General features: G+C 40.3%; 21 protein-coding genes and 1 tRNA gene. 13 read left to right on the forward strand and 9 right to left on the reverse strand.

The window, feature by feature from the left end; genetic code table 11:
- The first annotated feature begins 440 nt into the window (after positions 1–440).
- The 4 genes from phnD to NOS7524_RS18945 all read left to right on the forward strand — a co-directional run bounded on the left by phnD (position 441) and on the right by NOS7524_RS18945 (position 4404).
- Complete coding sequence (gene phnD / locus NOS7524_RS18930; protein ID WP_235622370.1) at positions 441–1349, forward strand: phosphate/phosphite/phosphonate ABC transporter substrate-binding protein; 909 nt, start codon at positions 441–443, stop codon at positions 1347–1349.
- Between the two features lie 24 nt (positions 1350–1373).
- Positions 1374–3224, forward strand: coding sequence for a sensor histidine kinase (locus NOS7524_RS18935; RefSeq protein WP_015140092.1), 1851 nt, complete (start codon positions 1374–1376; stop codon positions 3222–3224).
- A 166-nt stretch (positions 3225–3390) separates the two neighbouring features.
- Complete coding sequence (locus tag NOS7524_RS18940; RefSeq protein ID WP_015140093.1) at positions 3391–3861, forward strand: NADAR family protein; 471 nt, start codon at positions 3391–3393, stop codon at positions 3859–3861.
- A gap of 231 nt (positions 3862–4092) precedes the next feature.
- A complete protein-coding gene (locus NOS7524_RS18945; protein ID WP_015140094.1) occupies positions 4093–4404 on the forward strand; it encodes a hypothetical protein in 312 nt (103 codons plus the stop codon).
- A 34-nt stretch (positions 4405–4438) separates the two neighbouring features.
- On the opposite strand, the gene NOS7524_RS18950 is transcribed toward NOS7524_RS18945, so the two are convergent.
- A complete protein-coding gene (locus tag NOS7524_RS18950; RefSeq protein ID WP_015140095.1) occupies positions 4439–5107 on the reverse strand; it encodes a class I SAM-dependent methyltransferase in 669 nt (222 codons plus the stop codon).
- Between the two features lie 317 nt (positions 5108–5424).
- On the opposite strand from NOS7524_RS18950, the gene NOS7524_RS18955 reads away from it, so the two are divergent.
- The 3 genes from NOS7524_RS18955 (at position 5425) to NOS7524_RS18965 (ending at position 8850) form a co-directional block, all read left to right on the forward strand.
- On the forward strand, positions 5425–6516 hold the full coding sequence (locus tag NOS7524_RS18955; protein ID WP_015140096.1) for a tetratricopeptide repeat protein: 1092 nt from the start codon (positions 5425–5427) through the stop codon (positions 6514–6516).
- 244 nt (positions 6517–6760) lie between these two features.
- Positions 6761–8467 carry an ISL3 family transposase gene (locus NOS7524_RS18960; protein ID WP_015137799.1) on the forward strand — a complete coding sequence of 569 codons (1707 nt, stop codon included), beginning with the start codon at positions 6761–6763 and terminating at the stop codon, positions 8465–8467.
- 32 nt (positions 8468–8499) lie between these two features.
- Positions 8500–8850 (forward strand): four helix bundle protein, encoded by a 351-nt coding sequence (locus tag NOS7524_RS18965; protein ID WP_015137800.1) that lies wholly within the window; start codon positions 8500–8502, stop codon positions 8848–8850.
- A gap of 11 nt (positions 8851–8861) precedes the next feature.
- Here the strand turns inward: NOS7524_RS18965 and NOS7524_RS31025 are convergent, their stop codons facing one another.
- Positions 8862–8993 (reverse strand): hypothetical protein, encoded by a 132-nt coding sequence (locus tag NOS7524_RS31025; RefSeq protein ID WP_268741968.1) that lies wholly within the window; start codon positions 8991–8993, stop codon positions 8862–8864.
- A 113-nt stretch (positions 8994–9106) separates the two neighbouring features.
- Here NOS7524_RS31025 and NOS7524_RS18970 point away from each other — a divergent pair, with 113 nt between their 5' ends.
- Positions 9107–9802 (forward strand): uracil-DNA glycosylase, encoded by a 696-nt coding sequence (locus NOS7524_RS18970; protein WP_015140097.1) that lies wholly within the window; start codon positions 9107–9109, stop codon positions 9800–9802.
- Positions 9803–9916: 114 nt separating this feature from the next.
- Here NOS7524_RS18970 and NOS7524_RS18975 read toward each other — a convergent pair whose 3' ends face one another.
- The 3 genes from NOS7524_RS18975 to tyrS are packed head-to-tail and all read right to left on the reverse strand — an operon-like array spanning position 9917 to position 12465.
- Positions 9917–10528 carry a hypothetical protein gene (locus tag NOS7524_RS18975; RefSeq protein WP_015140099.1) on the reverse strand — a complete coding sequence of 204 codons (612 nt, stop codon included), beginning with the start codon at positions 10526–10528 and terminating at the stop codon, positions 9917–9919.
- Positions 10525–11247 carry an orotidine-5'-phosphate decarboxylase gene (gene pyrF / locus NOS7524_RS18980; protein WP_015140100.1) on the reverse strand — a complete coding sequence of 241 codons (723 nt, stop codon included), beginning with the start codon at positions 11245–11247 and terminating at the stop codon, positions 10525–10527. The genes NOS7524_RS18975 and pyrF overlap by 4 nt, the downstream gene beginning before the upstream one ends.
- A 21-nt stretch (positions 11248–11268) precedes the next feature.
- Positions 11269–12465, reverse strand: coding sequence for a tyrosine--tRNA ligase (gene tyrS / locus NOS7524_RS18985; RefSeq protein ID WP_015140101.1), 1197 nt, complete (start codon positions 12463–12465; stop codon positions 11269–11271).
- Positions 12466–12638: 173 nt separating this feature from the next.
- Here tyrS and NOS7524_RS18990 point away from each other — a divergent pair, with 173 nt between their 5' ends.
- On the forward strand, positions 12639–14561 hold the full coding sequence (locus NOS7524_RS18990; protein WP_015140102.1) for a transglycosylase domain-containing protein: 1923 nt from the start codon (positions 12639–12641) through the stop codon (positions 14559–14561).
- A gap of 85 nt (positions 14562–14646) precedes the next feature.
- Here the strand turns inward: NOS7524_RS18990 and NOS7524_RS18995 are convergent, their stop codons facing one another.
- Positions 14647–14970, reverse strand: a complete 324-nt coding sequence (locus tag NOS7524_RS18995; RefSeq protein WP_015140103.1) for a DUF1825 family protein — start codon at positions 14968–14970, stop codon at positions 14647–14649.
- Between the two features lie 112 nt (positions 14971–15082).
- On the reverse strand, positions 15083–16030 hold the full coding sequence (locus NOS7524_RS19000; RefSeq protein ID WP_015140104.1) for a J domain-containing protein: 948 nt from the start codon (positions 16028–16030) through the stop codon (positions 15083–15085).
- A 180-nt stretch (positions 16031–16210) separates the two neighbouring features.
- Between NOS7524_RS19000 and NOS7524_RS19005 the strand changes: the two genes are divergently transcribed.
- Both NOS7524_RS19005 and NOS7524_RS19010 read left to right on the forward strand, forming a co-directional pair.
- Positions 16211–16585 carry an SHOCT domain-containing protein gene (locus NOS7524_RS19005; RefSeq protein ID WP_015140105.1) on the forward strand — a complete coding sequence of 125 codons (375 nt, stop codon included), beginning with the start codon at positions 16211–16213 and terminating at the stop codon, positions 16583–16585.
- An 88-nt stretch (positions 16586–16673) separates the two neighbouring features.
- Positions 16674–17204, forward strand: coding sequence for a ComEA family DNA-binding protein (locus tag NOS7524_RS19010; protein ID WP_015140106.1), 531 nt, complete (start codon positions 16674–16676; stop codon positions 17202–17204).
- Between the two features lie 274 nt (positions 17205–17478).
- Here the strand turns inward: NOS7524_RS19010 and lepB are convergent, their stop codons facing one another.
- The gene (gene lepB, locus NOS7524_RS19015) at positions 17479–18051 is read right to left on the reverse strand and encodes a signal peptidase I (RefSeq protein WP_015140107.1); all 573 of its coding nucleotides are present in this window, start codon (positions 18049–18051) and stop codon (positions 17479–17481) included.
- 492 nt (positions 18052–18543) lie between these two features.
- A tRNA-Arg gene (locus NOS7524_RS19020) sits at positions 18544–18617 on the reverse strand.
- A gap of 340 nt (positions 18618–18957) precedes the next feature.
- Here NOS7524_RS19020 and NOS7524_RS19025 point away from each other — a divergent pair.
- Positions 18958–19617 (forward strand): Npun_F0813 family protein, encoded by a 660-nt coding sequence (locus NOS7524_RS19025; RefSeq protein WP_015140108.1) that lies wholly within the window; start codon positions 18958–18960, stop codon positions 19615–19617.
- A gap of 111 nt (positions 19618–19728) precedes the next feature.
- The gene (locus NOS7524_RS19030) at positions 19729–20586 is read left to right on the forward strand and encodes a hypothetical protein (RefSeq protein WP_015140109.1); all 858 of its coding nucleotides are present in this window, start codon (positions 19729–19731) and stop codon (positions 20584–20586) included.
- The last annotated feature ends 7 nt before the right edge of the window (positions 20587–20593 follow it).

A 20593-nucleotide genomic window follows, 5' to 3' on the forward strand; every position in this document is an offset into this window, starting at 1 on the left:
TATTCTCAAGAAAATCAATAAAAAGTTGATCAGAGTAGGATTTCGCGGGGGTAAGTGCGATCGCTTGAAGCCATACAGCAAGTTGCAGCTAAATAACAAGGCTTTTGGGAAACGCATATTTAATTTCTGGAAATCGTGAAAATTAGCGGTATTCAGATCCCCGACGTAATTTGAGAAGTCGGGGATATTGTTGCTCACGCATAATTTATGACTGCTATATATCGACAATAATTTTATTGAACTTGTCGATTTAATTTTTAAATTAATTGCCTCATGTTTACTTATCAAATAAACGTGAATAAGCTCATCTATTTTCTTATATTACTTTAATAACCTCCTCTTAACCTAAATCAACTCAATTTATTTTCCGTACTATCACAGAAGTCTTCAAAATTATTCAGACTTATAATTTTTGTCGTATCGCCAACAAATATTAATTTTTGTCTAAAAATACAGCTATGAAACGGCGTAATTTAATTAAGTATTCATTCTTGTTTATTACTGGCTGTACAGCAAGTACAAGTGCTATTAATAATGGTTCCGAACAATCATCTAAGTTACCTAAAGCCCTAAAGTTTGCTGTTACAGATGTGACTGGAATTGAAGATTTAAAAAGAGATTTTGGAGAATTTTGTACGGTTTTAGAAGCAATATTAGGCATTAAAATAGAATTATTCCCTGTAGAAAACCCCACAGCAGCAGCACCAGCCTTATTATCAGGGAATTTAGATATTGCATTTGCAGGACCATCAGAGTACCTAATTTTACATTCTAGGGCTAAAGCAGTTCCTGTAGTTGGAGTTAAACGTAAAAATTACCATCCTATTTTTGTTGTGCGTGCAGATAGCAACATTAAAACATTAGATCAATTAAAAGGCAAAACAATTGCTATGCGTAAAATAGGCTCAACTTCTGGACATATTGCACCTACCAGTTTACTAATAGAAGCAGGATTAGATCCCAAAACTGATTTCAAAACTGTCATGTTAGATAACAAAGGAGGAAAAGCCTTAAAAACAGGTGAAGTCGATGCTTGGGCTTTATCATCTGATAGATACAAAAATGTTCTAGAATCTGAAGGTTTATTAGATACAGATTTTAAAATAATCCTCAAAGGACCGGAACTACCCAGCGATGTCTTTGTTGTTAGTAATCAATTAGCATCTAGCTTTGTAGAAAACCTGCGATCGCAGATGCTGAAAAATCAAGATAAACTCATTCAAAGTATGGTAACTGCTCAGGCTAATCGTAAGTATGTAGGCAGTCAAATGACTATAGCAAATGATGCTGATTATAATATGATTCGTGAAGTTTATCAAAAGATTGGACAAGACAGTTTCTTAAAATAGCGTAATAGTGTCCGCCTTAAATTAATGATAGATATTAGCTTCAATAAATTAAGAAATAATTGTCTGCGTTTAGTAAGTGGTTTTAGCTATAATTGGAGTATCACTAAAAAAATTGGTTATAGCTATACTATTGTTATTGGCACTACTTTAATAGGCATAATTAGCGGTTCATTGATTGCATACTATTATGAACTAGCCGCTTACAAAAAATTAAACTTATCTTATCAGCAGCAATATCTTTTAAAAGATTTAGAGAATGATGTAACAAGAGCTAGATTACATCCTCAAAGATTATTTAGCGTTCTAGAAGATTCAGTTTGGTTAGAGTTTGAAAAAAATAGATTTTTGACAGATGTTAATCATATTAAGCAGCAATTATCCGAAATAGAGAACTTTGCTAATAATCATTCCCAAGATTTAGCAACGGATTTTCAAACTTTCCATAATCTATTAAAAGCATATAAAGAAAATATAGAATTATATAATAAAAATATTCAACACCTCTGGAAAGAAATAGAATCCATAGAATCAAATGATTTACCCTTAAACAAGCTCTTATCTTTTCTGAAAGAAAAGGAAATTATTAATATTGATGTTACATTTGAGCAAAAATCAGATGAATTAACTCAAATGATTATCTATGCAGAAAAACAACAACAGCAAGCCAGTAAGAGTTTTAATGATGCCAGGAATTTAAGATTACAGTTGGTTGGTATCAGTATATTATTATCTACTGCGATCGCAGCAATGATTGCTTTGTTAACCAGTCGTTTAATTGCTCGTCCCCTACAATCAGTGACAAACATTGCCAAAAAAATTACTCAAGAATCAAATTTTCGACTCAGAGCTAAGATTAGTAGTCATGATGAAATAGGAACTCTAGCAAATTCTTTAAATCAATTAGTAGAATGGGTGGGAGATTATACGGAAGCTTTGGAAATTTCACGCCAAACTTTAGAGCAACGCGTAGAAGAACGTACTCATGAACTGCAACAAGCTCAACATACTTTAGAACAGCGAGTAGAAGAACGTACTCAAGAATTAAAAATAACACTAAAAGAATTACAAGAAACCCAAGGACAACTTATTCAAACAGAAAAAATGTCATCCCTTGGGCAAATGGTTGCAGGTATAGCCCACGAAATTAATAATCCTGTTAATTTTATTTATGGCAATATTGAATGTGCAGATGGTTATATCAAGGATTTACTACATTTAGTAAACTTATATCAGCAACAGTATCCTGATCCAGATTTTATCATTGCAGATACAATAGAAGAAATTGACCTCAACTTTATTAGCAAAGATTTAGTAAATCTCCTCGCTTCTATGAAAATGGGCGCTCAACGTATCAGAGAAATTGTCTTATCTCTGCGTAACTTCTCCCGTTTAGATGAAGCTGATATGAAAGATGTAGATATTCATGAAGGTATTGATAATACTCTCTTAATTCTTAATTATCGGTTGAAATTAGGAGTTGAAGTAATTAAAGAATATGGAAAATTACCATTAATTGAATGTTATCCAGCGCAACTCAACCAAGTTTTTATGAATATCATTAGTAATGCAATAGATGCTTTACTAGATTACAGTAACCAAGTTAACAAACAAATTACTATATTGACAACTAAATTAGATCACAACCATATCAAAGTACAAATTCATGATAACGGGCCGGGAATTCCACCAGAGATTATCAAAAGATTGTTTGATCCTTTTTTCACAACTAAGCCAGTCGGCAAAGGTACAGGTTTAGGCTTGAGTATATGCTACAAAATCATTGAAAAACACCAAGGTAAAATAGAAGTATTATCTGAACCATCTCAAGGTACTGACTTTATAATTATCTTGCCCATTAAAACAGAACTTAATTAGTAACCTAATTAATGTTTGCTATTAAAAAGAGCAAAAGCTTATAATTCAGGACTTACGCAGGTGTCACACTCAACCTATCTTGTAGGGTGCGCCAGTTGCATAAGTCCTATAATTGTAGACTAACTTAGTTCTATGTCTTAACTTACCAATCTACCGTGTACACACAATGACCATATATTTTTATACCGTTAATGAACAGTATGGTTGTTTCTCCAACTTCTCTGCCCACGGATTTGTGTTGGATGATTTATATTGGTATACGAGCGAACACTATTTTCAAGCCCAAAAGTTTGTAGGTACGCTTCATGTAGAACAAATTCGCCTAGCGAAAACTCCCAAACAAGCAGCCAATATGGGACGTGAAAGAAAACGTCCTCTACGTCCTGACTGGGAACAAGTAAAAGATAATATCATGAGGGAAGCGGTGTTATGCAAATTTGCTACCCATGCAGATATTAAAGAAATTTTACTTGCCACTGGTAATGAGGAAATTGTTGAGAATTCACCCATTGACTATTACTGGGGTTGCGGTGCTGATGGTAGTGGTAAAAATATGTTGGGCATAATTTTAATGGAAGTGAGAGAAATACTGCGAACAACAGACAACACCAAAGTCAGAAACACTACTGTACATTAATATTTTTAGGGTTAATGCTTGTTATTACAAAATGTTAAGATAGTTTAATCGCCAAAAGCTGTTTCTATCAAGAAAATTAATATTTATACTCAGACACTTTGGTTAGATAAACTGCCATTAATGAGTTATTAGCTTTATTTATTTTCTCCTTATATATGCCTACTTAATATATATGTAAAGTATATTCGTTGGAGTAGCTGGCAAATATTTCCTTATAGGAGTAAAGAAATTATGACTTCACTAGCTCATGACAAGAGATATTGTAAGTGGTTCTGGGATGAAACCCTTGGCGGAGAGTTTGATACTTGGGGTACCAGCACCTACTTTATGGAAGTGACGGCAGTAGAGAATGATTTATATGCTACCAGACAAATAGAAGTTTATGAGAATGGCAACGTCTTATCCTATGACTACAAGCATTTTGCAGATAGCTATGGGATGTTATGCGATAAACCGCTAGAAAAAAAGGATTTACAAGAATTTGGTATTACTCAGGCAGAATTTGAAGAAGTGTGGAATACTAAAACACCGATGAATAGATGAAACTGGCTGAATTAATCTCACAACCTCGATATTCTTAATGAGTTGGAGTCCAACTGCGTTTAGCAGTCCAATGGCGATCGCTTGATTGATAAACCTGCAATCCAACTAAACCAGCTGTAGTAATTAGCTGATTCACCTCATCTAAAGTCAGTGCAGCATGAAGAGAATCTCGAAATAATTTCTTTTGATCGTCGTTGTATTCGTTACCAATGCTTGTCACTAAAGCATTGATAGTTGCTTCATCCTGTGGACGAAATAAATCGCGCAGAAAAATTCCGCCGTTTGGTTTGGTAACGCGCTGTAATTCTTTAAAGAACAGCAGGGGATTGGGTAAATGGTGGACAAGACTATTAGAGACAACCAAATCAAAAATGTCATCCCCATAAGGTAAGTTTTTCGCATCTACCAATTCCAGGCGAATTTGTGATTGCAAACCAGCCTGCTGCACATTATTGGCAGCAATTTGCAACATATTTTTAGCCATATCAATAGCAATAAATTGCCACTGAGGACGGATTTTACACATCAAAATAGGAATCCTACCAGGGCCAGTACCAGCATCTAACACCAGTCCTTGTGCTGGCGGGCCGAGAATAACGGCTTCTTCCGCAAAAGCAGTATTTACTTCTGTGAAATCCATAGCATCATACTCAATTGCTTCTTCCCAGCTATCCATCACTTCTGGTTCTAATTTTCTCTGCATTGCTAATCCTTCAATGTCTGATTGAGTATGAGTCAAGCAATTTTGGATTTTAGATTTGCGATAGCGTAGCGTAAAGCCTGCGGCATAGCTGCGCTTAGAGCGACTGTGCGTAGCGTCTTTTAGATTAAATCCAAAATTTCAAATCCAAAATCCAAAATTCTGTGGGACGGGGCTTGTACCCCTAATAATCCAAAATCCAAAATCCAAAATCTAAAATTCGGAGGGTCAACTCCATGCCCAATGCCCCACCTTTGTGAAATGAATCATTAATTTTTGGGAACACTATAGGTATCTCCTCAGTTAACAGGAATTGGTCAATGTCACAAGGTGAATGGAACAATAACATTAAAAATACAGTTCCTGTGGAAGTTGCAAACTATTTGAAACAAGTCAAACGCAACACAATTACCCATGAATTTGACCAAGGTTTGCCGGAGGAATTACTACAGGCTCAAGAGAGTGACAATCAATTATCAAAAGCATACCAGTTATTGCGGCAAGGTGTTCAATACCAGCAAGCTGGGGATGTAATGGCAGCGATGAAATTGTTCCAGCAATCCCTAGAGATGTTTCAACTGGCTGGAAATGTGCAACAACAAGAGCAAGTGCTGTCTTTGTTAGCACTACTAGCTTACACTTCTGGGGATTATAAAAGTGTTATTACTTACGCGCAAAAGTGTTTAGCTTTACAGGGTACATCAGACCTATCAGTACGGATGCAAGTGCTTTCCCATTTGGGTAATGCTTACCGTCACCTGAATAACTATAACCAAGCGATGGAATTTCTAGAAGAGTGCTTGCAATTAACTCAACAGCTACAAGATAAACGCAGTCAAGTTGCCGCCTTGAATAATTTGGGATTGGTGTATAAAGCTACAGGTAACTTAACACGAGCAATTGGATATCAAGAGCAAAGCTTAGAAATTGTCCAGGAATTGCGAGATAACTGGGGTGTTGAACAAGTTTTAAAGAATTTAGGTAATGCTTGGTATGCCTTGGACAACTACCCAAAGGCGATCGCTTATTATGAAAAGTGCGTCAAAATAGCTCTTTCCCTGAATAATCCTCGTAGTGCTGCCCAGGTACTAAAAAATCTGGGTAATGCTTGCTATGCCATAGGCAATTACGCCAAAGCGATTAAGTATTATGAGAAGCGTTTACAGTTAGCCAAACAACTCAAAGATCAGCGTAGTGAAGAACAGACCCTTGCTAGCCTCGGTGTCGCTTGTGAAGCTTTAGGCGACCACAGCAGAGCAATTACATATTATGAAGCCCGCTTGTTGTTAGCCAGAAGCCTCAAAGACCGTCGTGTTGAAGAACAAACCCTGTCTAGTTTGAAAATTGCTTGTTATGCCTTGGGTGATTATGCTAAAGCTATGCAATATCAGCAGGAAACAGGTGACAGGTGACAGGTGACAGGTGACAGGTTACAGGGAAGTTTATGTTAGCCGTTGGCGCGGTTTCTGGTGTTGAAAGGCCTGGGGAAATTTATTTTTGAATTTTGAATTATTAACTGGTTCTTGGCAACTTTTGGTGATCTTGGTTGGGGGAAGGCAGAGGGCAGAAGGCAGAAGGCAGAAGTTAGAAAGATATAATTGAGATACGTCAAACTTCACTCCATCAAACATTTGAGGGATAAGCCTCAGCTTGGTTATGTCAGTGCTAAGTTATCTATTACCAGATTCAGCAAACCTGAAACTTGAAAATTGCATTCTTGACGAGATAAAAACTCAGATAAAGTTGATTGTTTCTGCTATCAATAGAGTAGTTAATTGTCCAGTTTGTAACCAACCAACTCATAAAATTCATAGTCGCTATGAGCGAAAGTTAGCAGATTTACCCTGGGCTGATTACAGCATTACTTTACAGTTAAGGGTGCGGAAGTTTTTTTGCCTTAATAAATTGTGTAAACGGCGCATTTTTGCAGAAAGGCTGACCAATGTTACCGCACCTTGGGCGAGAAGAACTCTACGTTTAGCTCAAAGACTGAGTGCGATTGGTTTAGCTAATGGTGGTGCAGCAGGGGTAAGACTCTCACAGGACTTGGGGATAAAAGTTTCTCGCAACACGCTATTAAATTTAGTCCGCTCAATTCCACTACCACCCATCGTAACGCCACATACTCTTGGGGTAGACGACTTTTGTTTTCGTAAATGTAAAACTTACGGCACAGCACTAATTGATCTCGAACGCAGACGACCAATTGCTCTACTCAAAGATGCAAAGGCTGAAACTTTGGCAGAATGGTTAAAAGCTCACCCTGGTGTCAAAGTCGTCTCACGAGATCGGTCAAAAACTTATGAAAGTGGTATTCGCCAAGGTGCGCCAGAAGCCATTCAAGTTGCAGACCGCTTTCATCTATTGCAGAACTTATCTCAAACGCTTTATCAAGTCTTTGGTAATCACGCCAAAACACTAAAAGAAGTGGAAAAACAAGTCTTTAATACTGATACTAAAGTGCATTTAGAGGTGGAAACAGCAAACAACCTTTCCATGATTGCTGAGACTAATAAGAGTCCAGTTGTGCCAAGGTTTCCCCAAAACACATCTTTAAAAAGAAAAGTTCAATCCGCCAAAGCACGGGATAGACGCAGAGAAATCCATGAGCAAGTTTGGAGACTGCGGTCTATTGGCTTATCAGGGCTAGCAATCGCTCAAGAGCTGGGAGTTTCTAAAACTACCGTATTCAATTACTTGCGTAGCTCAACTTTTACCGAACGTCGTGAACGTAGCGACCACGGTCTGAGTCTTCTCAACCCTTATCATGATTACCTCCTCAGTCGCTGGAATAGCGGGAACCACAACACCCAAGAACTGTTTGAAGAAATTCGCACCTGCGGCTATACCGGTAGTTATGCCACGGTCGCTCGCTTCACTCGTTATCTCAAGACCTTGCCCGGATTTGAGCCAGCAAAAGGTTCAAGAAAAAACGCTTCCCCCAGGGTTAGCTCTTGCGCCCATCGTCCTCTCACCCCCAGTCGCGTCACAGCTTTAGTCTTGCGACGACCAGAATTAATACAGCCTAATGAGCGTGAAGTCATCGCTCAACTACAAAAAGCCCATTCGGATTTGAAGTCAGCTATTGAACTAGCACAACAGTTTGCATCTCTTGTGCGTCAACGCCTGCCTGAGCAGCTCGATGCTTGGTTAAACAAAGCTAAAAACAGCTTGGTTTCTTTGTTGCGCTCCTTTGCTGTTAGTTTAGAGTCTGACTACGATGCTGTGAAAGCAGGTGTAACTATGTCAGTTAGTAATGGCCCAGTTGAAGGGCATATTAATCGACTGAAAATGTTAAAACGGCAGATGTATGGTCGCGCCAAGATAGACTTACTAGAACGACGATTTCTGTTGGCTATTTGAAAAGAAAATTTTGACAATTTACACTTGATTATATGAGTTATAGAAATCAGTTTATCTGGCAAAGGGCAGTTCAACTTGCTATCAATTGTTATAAATTTACCCGCCTATTTCCTCAGTCAGAATTGTACGGTTTAACTAGTCAAATACGCCGTTCATCCGTATCTGTAGCGTCTAATATAGCTGAAGGCTATGGTAGGCGTTCCAAACCAGAATATATCCAGTTTTTACATATTGCGCTAGGTTCTTTGAGAGAACTTGATACGCAATTAATCATTGCCAAAGAAGTAGATTTAGCTGATAAAGACCTTTTCACTCCCGTATTAAATGAAGTTGAGGAAATGCAAAGTATATTAGTTGCTACTTTAAACAAACTCAAGGGTTGAAATTATTACTTCTACTCTTCCGACTTCTGCCTTCTGCCCTCTGCCCTCTGCCTTCCCCCGGCTAAGATCACCAAAAGTTGCCAAGAACCTATTAACTGTGCTGCCAGTTCACTCACCTTAACTGCATCATGCCGGAAATTCACTGATACAATAAGGGTCTACTCACTCTTAGTATTCAGTATCAATATTCTGTCTGAAAAATATTTATTCAAATTTAGACAAATTTACTGGTGCTGACTCCATTATCTAGATTTTCATGAGCAGCGATATCCAACTCAGCCTCTTTAACGAAGAATCAAACTTTAACCAAAAAGAGCTGATTCCTACAGATGCCAAAATTCCTGTTCCGCCTGGAACATACACCCATATCACTGAGTTGGCACAACATTGCAATCAGTGCCATCGCTGTGAATTGGGTAACACCCGCACTCACGCCGTTGTCGGCCGAGGCAATCTCAAAGCACCAATTATGATTATTGGAGAAGCACCAGGTCAAAGTGAGGACGAAACTGGTTTACCCTTTGTTGGTAGGTCGGGGCAGTTGCTAGAGAAAATCCTGGCATCTGTAAATTTAAGTACCGAGCATGATGTATATATCGGTAATATTAATAAATGCCGGCCTCCTGGTAATCGAGTTCCTACTCCTGATGAAATGGCGGCTTGTTTACCGTATTTATTAGAACAAATTCGTCTTGTTGACCCTAAGATTATTTTGTTGACAGGTGCAACAGCAGTCAAAGGTATCACAGGAGATAAACGAGGAATTACTAAAATTCGGGGTCAATGGATGGAGTGGCAAGGGCGTTTGTGTATGCCGATTTTTCATCCATCCTACTTGCTGCGTAATCCTTCCAAAGAAAAAGGTAGTCCTAAATGGTTGATGTGGCAGGATATACAAATAGTCCGCGCTAAGTACGACGAGATGAGGAATAACAATGGCGGTGATAGCTGATTATGCTGCTGTTATTGAAGCTGTAACAGCAGTAAAAACTTTAAAAGGAGAATTAATTCGTGTCGTCCGTCCTAAAATTTGAGTAAGTATTATGGCGAAAAATAGTTGTAGAAGTTAAAGCCGAGAACTCCTTAAACTGCCTGCTTGACAATCTCGCAGCCAAGCTTTGATACCTTGGGCAACTGTACCGTTGCTACTATCCCGTGGAGGTGATGGCGGCTGCTTTTGGGGATAAGAACCAGTTTGAGTAAACATCATGACAAACCGCCAATTATCTTGAGTTCTTGTCAGTAATAACCAGTGAAATTCTTGTGATTCCACCACTTTTTGATTAATGTACTGTCTTGCTAAAGTGGTAAAAAATACTTGCTCAATTTCTTGATGAGTGCTTTTACCCTGATATGGAGATTGTAATGGCAAGGGTTGAAATTCAGGTCTACCAGCTACCAGCATATAGCTATATACATCGCTACTTCTGCGGAGACGGCGACCGCGCTGACTAGCACGATTGGCATAATTAGGTAAATCCCGCATTAGCTGAGTAGTTAATGACTCCAGACTTTGCTCACGACAAACAGATTTCTCTCCCCTTGTGGTTTGTAAAGAAGGTTGAGGGGAGAGTGTCTGAGATAATGCAGAGTCATGCCAGCAATTGACTACTACTAGGCATAAGCTGCTAGCCAACAGCCACCAGTGGTAATTTTGCTTCTGGATTCCTGCTTTCATGTGGTGGTTAACTCTTGGACAATTCGTTTCCAAGCTAACTCAGGTTCAGCCGCCGCAGTAATGGGACGACCAATTACTAAGTAATCAGCACCAACTTGGATAGCTTGGGCAGGAGTAAGCGATCGCTTTTGATCTCCTGGTTCTGCCCAAGTTGGCCGCACCCCCGGACAAACAAACAGAAAATCGTCTCCGCAAGTTTGCCGTAACTGCGCCACTTCTTGGGGTGAACAAACTGCCCCATCTAACCCTGCTTCTTTGGCCATCAATGCCATTTCTAAGGCATACTCTGGCAACTCTATGGGAATTTTTAAATCACAAGATAACTGTCTAGCAGAAATACTCGTCAGCACTGTCACAGCAATTAATTTTGGTGGTTTGACTCCAGCTTGTGCAGCCCCCTCTTGTATTGCCTCTGTGGCAGCTTTGAGGGCATTTCTGCCCCCCGTAGCATGAATTGTGAGTAAATCTACTCCATAACCAGCAGCAGCCCGACAAGCCCCCGCTACAGTGTTAGGGATGTCGTGAAACTTTAAGTCTAGAAATATCTGTTTGTTTCTAGATTTCAGCACCTCTAGAATTTTTGGCCCCACACTGGTAAATAATTCTAAGCCTACCTTCCAGAAACTAACTGCTTCTAGTTTGTCGATGAGGGCGATCGCACTCTTCTCATCTGCCACATCCAAAGGGACAATAATTCGCTGTTCTATGCCATTCCCCATTCCCAATTCCCCATTCCCCCTTTAAGGTACTAAGCGCACAAACTTATTTTTACCAACTTGCAAAACTTTACCGTGTAAATCACCCGCTTGTTCAAAAGTAGTATCAACATCGGAGATGCGATCGCCATCTAAGCGTACACCACCTTCTTGAATCTTGCGTTTACCTTCCCCGGTACTTTTACACAAGCCACTCACATTCAGTAAATAAGCCAATTTCACCGGAAATTGGGCAACCTCGGTTAAAGAAAATTCGGGAACAGCGCCCTCTTTACCACCACTTTTAGCCGCTTCTTTCGCTTCATTCGCCGCTTGTTCATCGTGGTATTGTCTGACGACTTCCCAGGCTAACAACATTTGGCGATCGCGGGGATTTTCCGGTAGCTTGTCTAAAGGTAAGTCTGTCAACAACTCAAAATACTGTGCCAGCAGATTATCCGGGACACCCTGCAACTTCTGATACTTTTGTCCTGGGTGTTCCGATAAACCAACATAATTTCCTAAAGATTTGGACATTTTTTGCACCCCGTCTGTACCAATCAAAATTGGCAAAAGTAGGCCAAACTGCGGCTTTTGTCCAAAATGACGCTGCAAATCTCTCCCGACAGCAATGTTAAACTTTTGATCAGTGCCTCCTAATTCCACATCTGCCTCCACAGCCACCGAATCATAACCTTGCATCAATGGGTAGAGGAACTCATGCAGAAAAATTGGATTCTCTTTTTTATAACGTTCTGCAAATCCTTCCTTGGCTAACATCTGCCCCACCGTCATGGTAGCCAGTAACTCTGTAATTTTTCCTAAATCAAGCCGGGAAAGCCATTCAGAGTTATAACGCACCTCTAATCTACCCGGTGTGTCAAAATCCAAAATAGGACGCACTTGATCCAAGTAAGTTTGAGCATTTTGCATTACCTCTGCTTGAGTCAGTTGGCGACGCACCTCAGATTTACCCGTTGGATCACCGATACGAGCCGTAAAATCACCAATAATCAGGACTGCCGTATGACCAGCATCTTGAAATGCTCGCAGTTTTCGTACTGGTATGCTATGACCAAGATGAATATCTGCACCAGTAGGATCAATTCCCAATTTGACCCTGAGAGGGCGGTTTGTAGTCGCCAAGCGTTTCTCTAAACTTTCACTTTCGTTATCAGTATCAGTTGGTTGTGGGAATACTTCCACTATCCCACGATTTAGCCAAGAAAAATTATCCGCCATACTAGGAGATTCGCTATTAACTACGCTTTTAACTTTAGGAGTGAGTTTGGTTATGTTCACGGACAAATTGTCCGCAATTTCATCTGCCAAACTAATATAATTGCAAAAAATTAACCGCCCTGCTGCAAAGAATCAATTACAGTAATATTTACAAGTGAGGAAGTGAAATCGCCGTGTCGTCTAGGACTTTTGAAGAAAAGCAATCCCAACGTCGTACTTCATCTGGTTTTGAGTTTTTCAAAGGAGTAGGCCAGGTAGCTGGCGGTACTCTTTTATCAATCACGATGTTGGCAAGTTCCATTGTAGCCGGAGGACTGGTTGGTCTAGCCATCAGTTTCCGTAATTTGCCAGATGTCAGACAACTACGTAACTTTTTTCCGTCAGAAACGACTTATATTTATGACATTAAAGGCAAACTTTTAGCTAGTATCCACGGAGAAGCCAATCGAGAAGTTGTACCTCTAGATAAAATTTCTCCCAATTTAAAACGGGCGGTACTGGCTAGTGAAGATAGTCATTTTTATTATCATCACGGGATTAACCCCACTGGTGTAGGGCGTGCTGTCGTCACTAACTTAGTGGCTGGTGGTGTGAAGGAAGGTGGCTCTACCATCACCATGCAGTTGGTAAAAAACCTATTTTTGACTCGTAGACGTGCGTTTACCCGTAAGTTAGCCGAAGCAGTCTTGGCTGTTCGTTTAGAGCAAATTCTCACTAAAGATCAGATTTTAGAAATGTACCTCAATCAAGTGTATTGGGGACATAACAATTACGGTGTACAAACGGCAGCACGTAGCTATTTTGATAAATCGGCTGAGAACCTAACTATAGCGGAATCAGCAATGATGGCTGGTTTAATCCAAGCACCAGAGGAGTTCAGCCCCTTTGTCAATATGAAACTGGCAAAGCAAAAACAAAAAGAAGTTTTGGGACGAATGCTGGATTTGAACTGGATTACCCAGCAAGAATATGATAATGCCCTCAAGCAAGAAATTAAACTAGGCAGAATTAGATCATTTCAAGGTAGTGCGCTGCCATATGTAACCAACACCGTGGCACAGGAATTAGCTAAAAAGTTTGGACGTGAAACCCTGATTAAAGGTGGAATGCGAGTGCAAACTACTGTTGACGCTAACTTCCAAATCATGGCTGAAGATATTGTCAAAAAATGGCATAAAACACTCCTTGGAAAAGGGTTAAGCAGAAACCAAATTGCGCTGGTAGCAATTGATCCACGTACCCATTTTGTCAAAGCCTTAGTGGGTGGAGTAGACTCTAGAGCTAGTGAGTTTAACCGGGCAACCCAAGCACAACGCCAGCCTGGGTCTTCCTTTAAACCGTTTGTTTACTATGCTGCCTTTGCTACTGGTAAATTTGCCCCAGATTCAACAGTTATAGATGCTCCAGTCAGATATCGAGATGGTAACGCTTGGTACACCCCCAGGAACTATGATGGTGGTTTTGCGGGTTCAATGTCAATTCGTACTGCCCTGGCACAGTCGCGTAACATCCCGGTCATCAAACTGGGCAAAACTATTGGTATGAACAAAGTAGTCGAAACTTGTCGTATTTTAGGCATTAAAAGTCCAATGGAGCCAGTGACTTCTCTGCCACTTGGTGCAATTGGTGTCACACCGTTGGAGATGGCTAGTGCTTATGCTACCTTTGCTAATTACGGCTGGCAGTCTCCACCAACAGTTATTGCCCGAATTACTGATAGTAGTGGCAACGTTTTATTGGATAATACCCCCAAACCCCAGCAAGTTTTAGATCCTTGGGCTTCAGCAGCAATTATTGATGTGATGCGAGCTGTTGTTACTGAAGGTACAGGTAAAGGGGCTGCTATTGATCGCCCATCTGCTGGGAAGACAGGTACAACATCATCAGAAAAAGATATTTGGTATGTGGGTACTGTGCCACAATTAACAACGGCTGTCTGGATCGGTAGAGATGATAACCGACAACTAGCCAGTGGTGCAACTGGTGGAGGTATGGTAGCTCCCATCTGGAAGGAATTTATGACGAAAGCTCTCAAGGGTGTACCAGTGGAAAACTTCAAACCGCCTTCTCAGTTTCCTCGTCCCAAGTCAAATTAGAGAAGCAGGGGTGTAGGGGAGATAAGGGAGACAAGGAGAATACCAAATCTCAGTTATTCCCCAGTCCCTAGTCCCCAGTCCCCAGTCAAGATGATTTCTCTAATTCTGATTTCATCCTCTGTAGAGTCAGCTGCATTTGATCAAACATCTGTTGCGGAGTGATGCCAAACTGACCGAGCTGAGTTCTCAGTTGTTCTATGGTCATTTGAGCCATGAAATCTTCTGACAGCTCGAATCGCTTCATAAAAACGCGATAGCGATCCATCATCGCTTCCATTTGCTCAATAAACAGTTTTTTGCCTTCACGGTCGAATTTACCGTAGCTATTGCCTAGCTGAATCAGTGCTTGATAATCTTCAAACAGCTGTTTTGCTTCTTGCTGAACTATGTCAGAGTCAAAGAATCCCATGTGCCTCTACTCAACTGAGTATTTACACTCAGTAGCTTATAGTTTTGCCTCTATTTTTATTCTAGTCTAGGGGACTTAACTCCAGAAATAACTTCGGTCTAAGTACGGTTTTTTACCGAGATTTCAACACTTGACTAGAGATGGTTTCTACATTGTTCATGAATTTACTTAATAAACCAGCAATTCCTATAGCTTTTACTAATGATTTAGGATGAGTGTGATCACAAAGTTGAATTTTTAAATGACTGGCGTATTTCAAGGCTAATGAATTATGGGGGTTAATTTTTAATGCTTGGCGGATGTACACTCTGGCCATACCGGGAAACTTTTGTCGCAGATGTACTACTCCTAACAAAGCATAATAATCACTGTTGTTTGATTCTAGCTTGATAGCATCACGCAGTTCTTTAACAGCTAATGACCAGTTGGCTTGTTTAGCATATTCAATTGCTCTTTGATAGTGACGTTGAGCATAATTGATAACTGCTGGTTTGAGAGTTGGTATTTCGTCTAAGATAACTTCTCGTGGTTCGTAAGTAACCTCAGAGATTATTGCTTGAGGTGGTTCCATGATGAATGAGTTGTCTGTACGCAAGCACAGGTATGCTAGATTCAACTCATTTAACTGTTGGGTAATTTGATAGGATTGAGCCAGTGATTTGTATTGGACTGTTGTATAAGAAGCGATCGCTTCTGGATAGAATGACTCTGCTTCCCGTACAGACATCGCCATCAGTTTCTTGACTACAGGATTTTTGACAGCCGCCGCTTTCTGCCCCCAGGTAATTGCTTCTAACCGCAGTGCAGTCATGACATTAGCACGCTTTTGTATATGCTTCAATTCATCATAAGCTGGGTTTATTAAACGAGTAAAAACTGCTGTGGCCAAGTTTTGGTCTAAATTGTTATGTCTGGTGTAATGATCAGGATGCAGCTGTTTGGCTAAAACATGATAGCGGTTAAGGATCTGGCGTTCATCTGCGGTCAAAGCTATTCCTAACACAGCGTAAGGATCTGATAATTGTTGTAACCATTTTGTAGGTAGGAAAGTCTGTGACATCGTGTTAGATTCGCAGATAAAAATTTTAAGATAGCATCGGGGAATAGGGAAGAGAAATTAATAAAATAGATTTATGTTTGCTTGTCAGGATGAATTTTGTGATGCTGCATTTACCCAAGTGCTTTGTTAATATGGCTGTCTAATTGTCCTTACTGTGGTGATGGTGAATTAATAGGGGATATGTTAACTAAGCATAAAAGTCGAAGTGTTGCCGCTATTCTAGCCTTTGCTGGGACGGTGAGCATCTCCGGATTACATAAGTTTTATTTAGGACAACCACTGTGGGGTCTGTTGTATGTTTTACTTTCTTGGACACCGATTCCCAAGGTAGCAAGCGCCATTGAGGGGGTTTGGTATTTAGCACAAGATGAGGAAGCTTTTGACCGTAATTTTAATTTCGGAAAGCCATTTGTGAAGAAATCTCCGTATGTGGGTAATCAAGTTGGAGCGATCGCTGATGCTTTACGCGAGTTAGATACTCTCCGCCAAGATGGGTTAATTTCTGAGTATGAATTTGAACAAAAGCGCCGCCAGTTACTTGACCAAATTTCTTGATTGGGCATTGGTGAGACACTGTAGACAGTGACTAATCACTACTCAACACGCGGCTCATTGCCCCGCTACACTAACAGCACTCAGCACTATGCAATGGCTACCTTGGAATTCTAAGTTACAAAGGCTTAGGACTAAAATACTAAATGACCCTTACTATCGACTACAGTCTGGGGAAGAAATTCAAATAGCAGCACAATTAGGTGTTCGCATTGATGCTAATCAAGCAACTGTCGATGATTGGTTACGCTTACCGGGTTTATCTATTCATCAGGCGCGATCGCTTGTGGAACTTTCCCGTTCTGGTGTAAAATTTTACTGTATTGAAGATATTGCTGCGGCTTTGGGAATGCCAGCACCACGTCTAGAGCCATTAAAGCCTTTATTAAATTTTAGTTACTACGATCACGAATCTCTAATTAATCCTACTGATATGGTTAATCCCAACATGGCATCAGTAGAACAGTTAGCCCAAATCCCATTTATGGATATATCCCTGGCTGAAGCTGTCGTACAAAATCGCCTTGCTTCTGGGGCTTATCGTAATCTAGCCGATTTTCAGCGCAGATTACAACTATCTGGGGAAGCGATGGCACAGTTGATGTATTTTTTGAGGTTTTAGGAGAGGCTAGGGGCTAGGGACTAGGCTGTTGACTTTGATGAGATTGACCCATTTTTTATTCATACAGTTTTGGTGTCATCATCGGTGAACCAAATTAAATGAGTAATGAGTAATGAGTAATGAGTAAATACCCATTACTTATTACTTATTACTCATTACTTAAAGAAGGAAAGGATTAGGCATGAATTTTTAACCCCTGAAAATGTACAAAGTCAACATCCTAGCTAGGGACAGGGGATTGGGACAATTTTCTCTAACCTCTAGCCTCTAGCCTCTAAATCATTCCCATTCGTTCAGGTGGCCAAAAGCGAAATACTGCATGACCAATGATATTTTCTTGAGGTAAAAAGCCCCAGTAACGAGAATCATTACTATTGTTGCGGTTGTCTCCCATGACAAAAAATTGGTCTTCTGGGACTTTGACTGGTGGGAATGGTTGGCTGGGGGGTTCAGCGATGTAGTCTTCTGTTAATGGCTGTCCATTTAGATAGACTTTACCGTTAGCAACACTAATTATTTCTCCGGGTACACCAATCACCCGCTTGATAAAAGCTTGGTCTTTAGGGTATCCTCGTTTTTGCAATTCTGTGGGTGGCTGAAAAACGACGATATCCCCAGTTGTCGGTGGATGAAAATGATAAGAGACTTTTTCCACTACTAAGCGATCGCCTTCATATAAAGTAGGAACCATTGACTCGGACGGTATGTAACGAGGTTCGGCGATAAAAGTCCGAATCAACAGTGCTAAAAATAAAGCGATCGCAATCAGAGTAAAATTCTCTTGCCAACCACTCCATGCTTTTGAAGTTTTAGAGATTTCTTTTGTATCACTTTGCTGAGGATTCATAGAAGTTTTCGGCCAGTTGATAAAATCAGATAAATTCTTTATTTTGATGACAAATGTATGCTTGTAAGGCGATTTTCTGATGGACTGCAATTACAAGCACTAATTCATAATACGGCTATCTTACATTCTATGACCAAGCAAAAATACTTATGATAAAGTGGCGATTTGGAGGTGCGATCGTATATTCTTAAACCCCCGAAATTTTGTTAAATGTTATGACGTGGAATCAGCTAAACATTTAAAAATTATCGCTAACGATAATTTCTAATTTTGTATAAGTAAGTCGGTGGGAAAAAACACAACTATGTTAAGAAAAATAAACTAGGCTCAAACCCTCTTCCCTCCTGCCTCCTGCCTCCTGCCTTGCCATAGCGATAATTTTTAACACTGAGCTACTTAAACAACAGGCGCAAGAATCAAGTAATGTTTAAGGGTAAGGTTGGCGATCGCTTTCGTCGCTGCATTATCGCCTTAATTCTTCGTATGATATAACAGGCGCGGCAGGGCTCGAACCTGCGACAGTCCGCTTAGAAGGCGGATACTCTATCCAACTGAGTTACGCGCCCAAGTTAATACTCAGGCTTTTAACAAAGCCACCAAGACAATTATAACGTTCTCTCTACCAAGAAGCAATCAAAAAATTGCAGATTTACCACTAGCAAGGCTAAGATGCTAGGCGCAAGTTAGCCAATGTAGACTAAAAACGCCACAAACTGGCTATTAATTAGCTATATTAAGTGGTCGATGGGTGGTTATTTGCGTGTTGATGCCGATGTGCTAGAGATAGGGTACTCTAGGTTAGTTGTTCAATCCATACGTAAGTAATCGCACTCTTGGCGATGTTGCCAAATCAGATTATAAATCGCATATCTACAAAGCCCCTGTGAGGAGTTATTTGCTAGTGCCATGTTTATTTTGAAACGGCAGGATGTTGAAATATCAAGCATTCAGCACCCAAAAAAGGATCAGCAGGTGCCGATTCTCCATTATCAGGGGCAGACTTTTCGCTTGATTAGTGTATTTAAAGCTGGACAAGAAGAAGAAGCCAGAGCCTTGTGGAGAGAATTAACAGATAATCGAGGTAAGGCTTGTGTTTTGCTGGAAGAACCGGAACGTTTTAGCGTCTGGGGTAAGATACGTTTAGATCAGATAGATCATGATACTGGCGGACACAGCAAAAATGGGGTTTTTATTCAAGCGAGTATTTTGCTGTTGCAATCCGTCCACATGGACATTGAAGATTTTTTGGGTACAAAGCAAGCTGCATTATTTGAAAAAGATATTGCCGAAGTCTTAAAACAGCAGCAGTTTCCTGAGACTGCTTCCTTAGAGGCAGTGAAATATTGGGTTTCTACTAATCCCCTAGAAGCTGCTAAACTTCCGCCTTGGAAAGAAAATCATATAGTTAGCTTCCTACAAGAACTGCATAAATTAGGTAAAACATATTTTGGTAACGCCAACTTCGCTAATCAAGTAGCTAATAAGTTACAGGATATGCCAGAAGGTGAGCGATCGCTATTCATATCTTGGCTAAATCAATCTTCACTGAGTAAACTGTGGCAATAGCATCAAAATTTTTGGCAAAAGTACACCTAGTGGTAGTTGCTATTAGGTTATAAATATGCTTATAAAGCTTTGATGCCAGCCAAATTACTGCCAGAGTGCATTTAGTCCCTTATGAATAATTCTTACAAAAATTCGTCGTTAGCTTTTAAATCTCTGCTGACTACCCAAAACATCGTCTTGGCTAGCATTGGCTGGGGGGTGCTAGCTCTGCTATACTTTTTGTTGTTTAGTGCCAAAGTCCCAGGAGCTAATGGTGTAGAAAGCCGTGCCGAGTGGTACGTGATTGGTACAAATATTTTTGAAGCTTTAGCTTATCTGGGTGCCGGGATTTTATGCTTAAGGAATTGGCGCAGTCCACAAATTGTCAGTAGTCGCAAGGTGTGGCTGGCAATTGCCATAGGTATGCTTTCTTATTTCCTGGGAGGGATATTTTTTGGCTACACCGAAATAGTTTTAAAAGAAGAACCGGATGTGTCTATTGGCGACGTGTTTTTTGTACTAAGTTATATATCCCTGGGCGTAGGCATGATTTTAGCAGTAGCTGCCAGACGAATTAATCTAGAAAAATGGCAATGGCTCATTGTGTTAGCAATTGGAGTTTTCGGAAGCTTGTTAGCATGGTGGATTTCTATGCAGCAAGGAACAGACTCAGAAGAACTATTAGTTCTGATTTTGAACTGGTTTTACATAGTTAGCGATGTGCTGCTATTAATTATTGCCACTATCCTGCTGTTAGCTTTTTGGGGAGGAAGAGTTGCCCAATCCTGGAGAATGATTGCGGCGGCCGCGTTTTCGCTTTACATTGCAGATATGTGGTTTAAATATGCCCAGGGGCCAAATTATCAAAGTGGAGAAATATTAGAAGTGTTTTGGGTATTTAGTGGAGTGTTATTTGGTATGGGCGCTGCCCTAGAATATGACGCATCATTAAGCCGGACTCGGCGGGAGCGCGGACGAAAACGAGCATAGAAAAGAT

Origin of the sequence: Nostoc sp. PCC 7524, assembly GCF_000316645.1 — a bacterium.
GTDB lineage: Bacteria > Cyanobacteriota > Cyanobacteriia > Cyanobacteriales > Nostocaceae > Trichormus.

Coding starts and splice junctions, on each gene's coding strand:
- NOS7524_RS18935 (WP_015140092.1), top strand. CDS start 1,374: ATGATAGATATTAGCTTCAATAAATTAAGAAATAATTGTCTGCGTTTA.
- NOS7524_RS18940 (WP_015140093.1), top strand. CDS start 3,391: ATGACCATATATTTTTATACCGTTAATGAACAGTATGGTTGTTTCTCC.
- NOS7524_RS18945 (WP_015140094.1), top strand. CDS start 4,093: ATGACTTCACTAGCTCATGACAAGAGATATTGTAAGTGGTTCTGGGAT.
- NOS7524_RS18950 (WP_015140095.1), bottom strand. CDS start 5,107: ATGCAGAGAAAATTAGAACCAGAAGTGATGGATAGCTGGGAAGAAGCA.
- NOS7524_RS18955 (WP_015140096.1), top strand. CDS start 5,425: ATGTCACAAGGTGAATGGAACAATAACATTAAAAATACAGTTCCTGTG.
- NOS7524_RS18960 (WP_015137799.1), top strand. CDS start 6,761: ATGTCAGTGCTAAGTTATCTATTACCAGATTCAGCAAACCTGAAACTT.
- NOS7524_RS18965 (WP_015137800.1), top strand. CDS start 8,500: ATGAGTTATAGAAATCAGTTTATCTGGCAAAGGGCAGTTCAACTTGCT.
- NOS7524_RS18970 (WP_015140097.1), top strand. CDS start 9,107: ATGAGCAGCGATATCCAACTCAGCCTCTTTAACGAAGAATCAAACTTT.
- NOS7524_RS18975 (WP_015140099.1), bottom strand. CDS start 10,528: ATGAAAGCAGGAATCCAGAAGCAAAATTACCACTGGTGGCTGTTGGCT.
- pyrF (WP_015140100.1), bottom strand. CDS start 11,247: ATGGGGAATGGCATAGAACAGCGAATTATTGTCCCTTTGGATGTGGCA.
- tyrS (WP_015140101.1), bottom strand. CDS start 12,465: ATGGCGGATAATTTTTCTTGGCTAAATCGTGGGATAGTGGAAGTATTC.
- NOS7524_RS18995 (WP_015140103.1), bottom strand. CDS start 14,970: ATGGGATTCTTTGACTCTGACATAGTTCAGCAAGAAGCAAAACAGCTG.
- NOS7524_RS19000 (WP_015140104.1), bottom strand. CDS start 16,030: ATGTCACAGACTTTCCTACCTACAAAATGGTTACAACAATTATCAGAT.
- NOS7524_RS19005 (WP_015140105.1), top strand. CDS start 16,211: ATGTTAACTAAGCATAAAAGTCGAAGTGTTGCCGCTATTCTAGCCTTT.
- NOS7524_RS19010 (WP_015140106.1), top strand. CDS start 16,674: ATGCAATGGCTACCTTGGAATTCTAAGTTACAAAGGCTTAGGACTAAA.
- lepB (WP_015140107.1), bottom strand. CDS start 18,051: ATGAATCCTCAGCAAAGTGATACAAAAGAAATCTCTAAAACTTCAAAA.
- NOS7524_RS19025 (WP_015140108.1), top strand. CDS start 18,958: ATGTTTATTTTGAAACGGCAGGATGTTGAAATATCAAGCATTCAGCAC.
- NOS7524_RS19030 (WP_015140109.1), top strand. CDS start 19,729: ATGAATAATTCTTACAAAAATTCGTCGTTAGCTTTTAAATCTCTGCTG.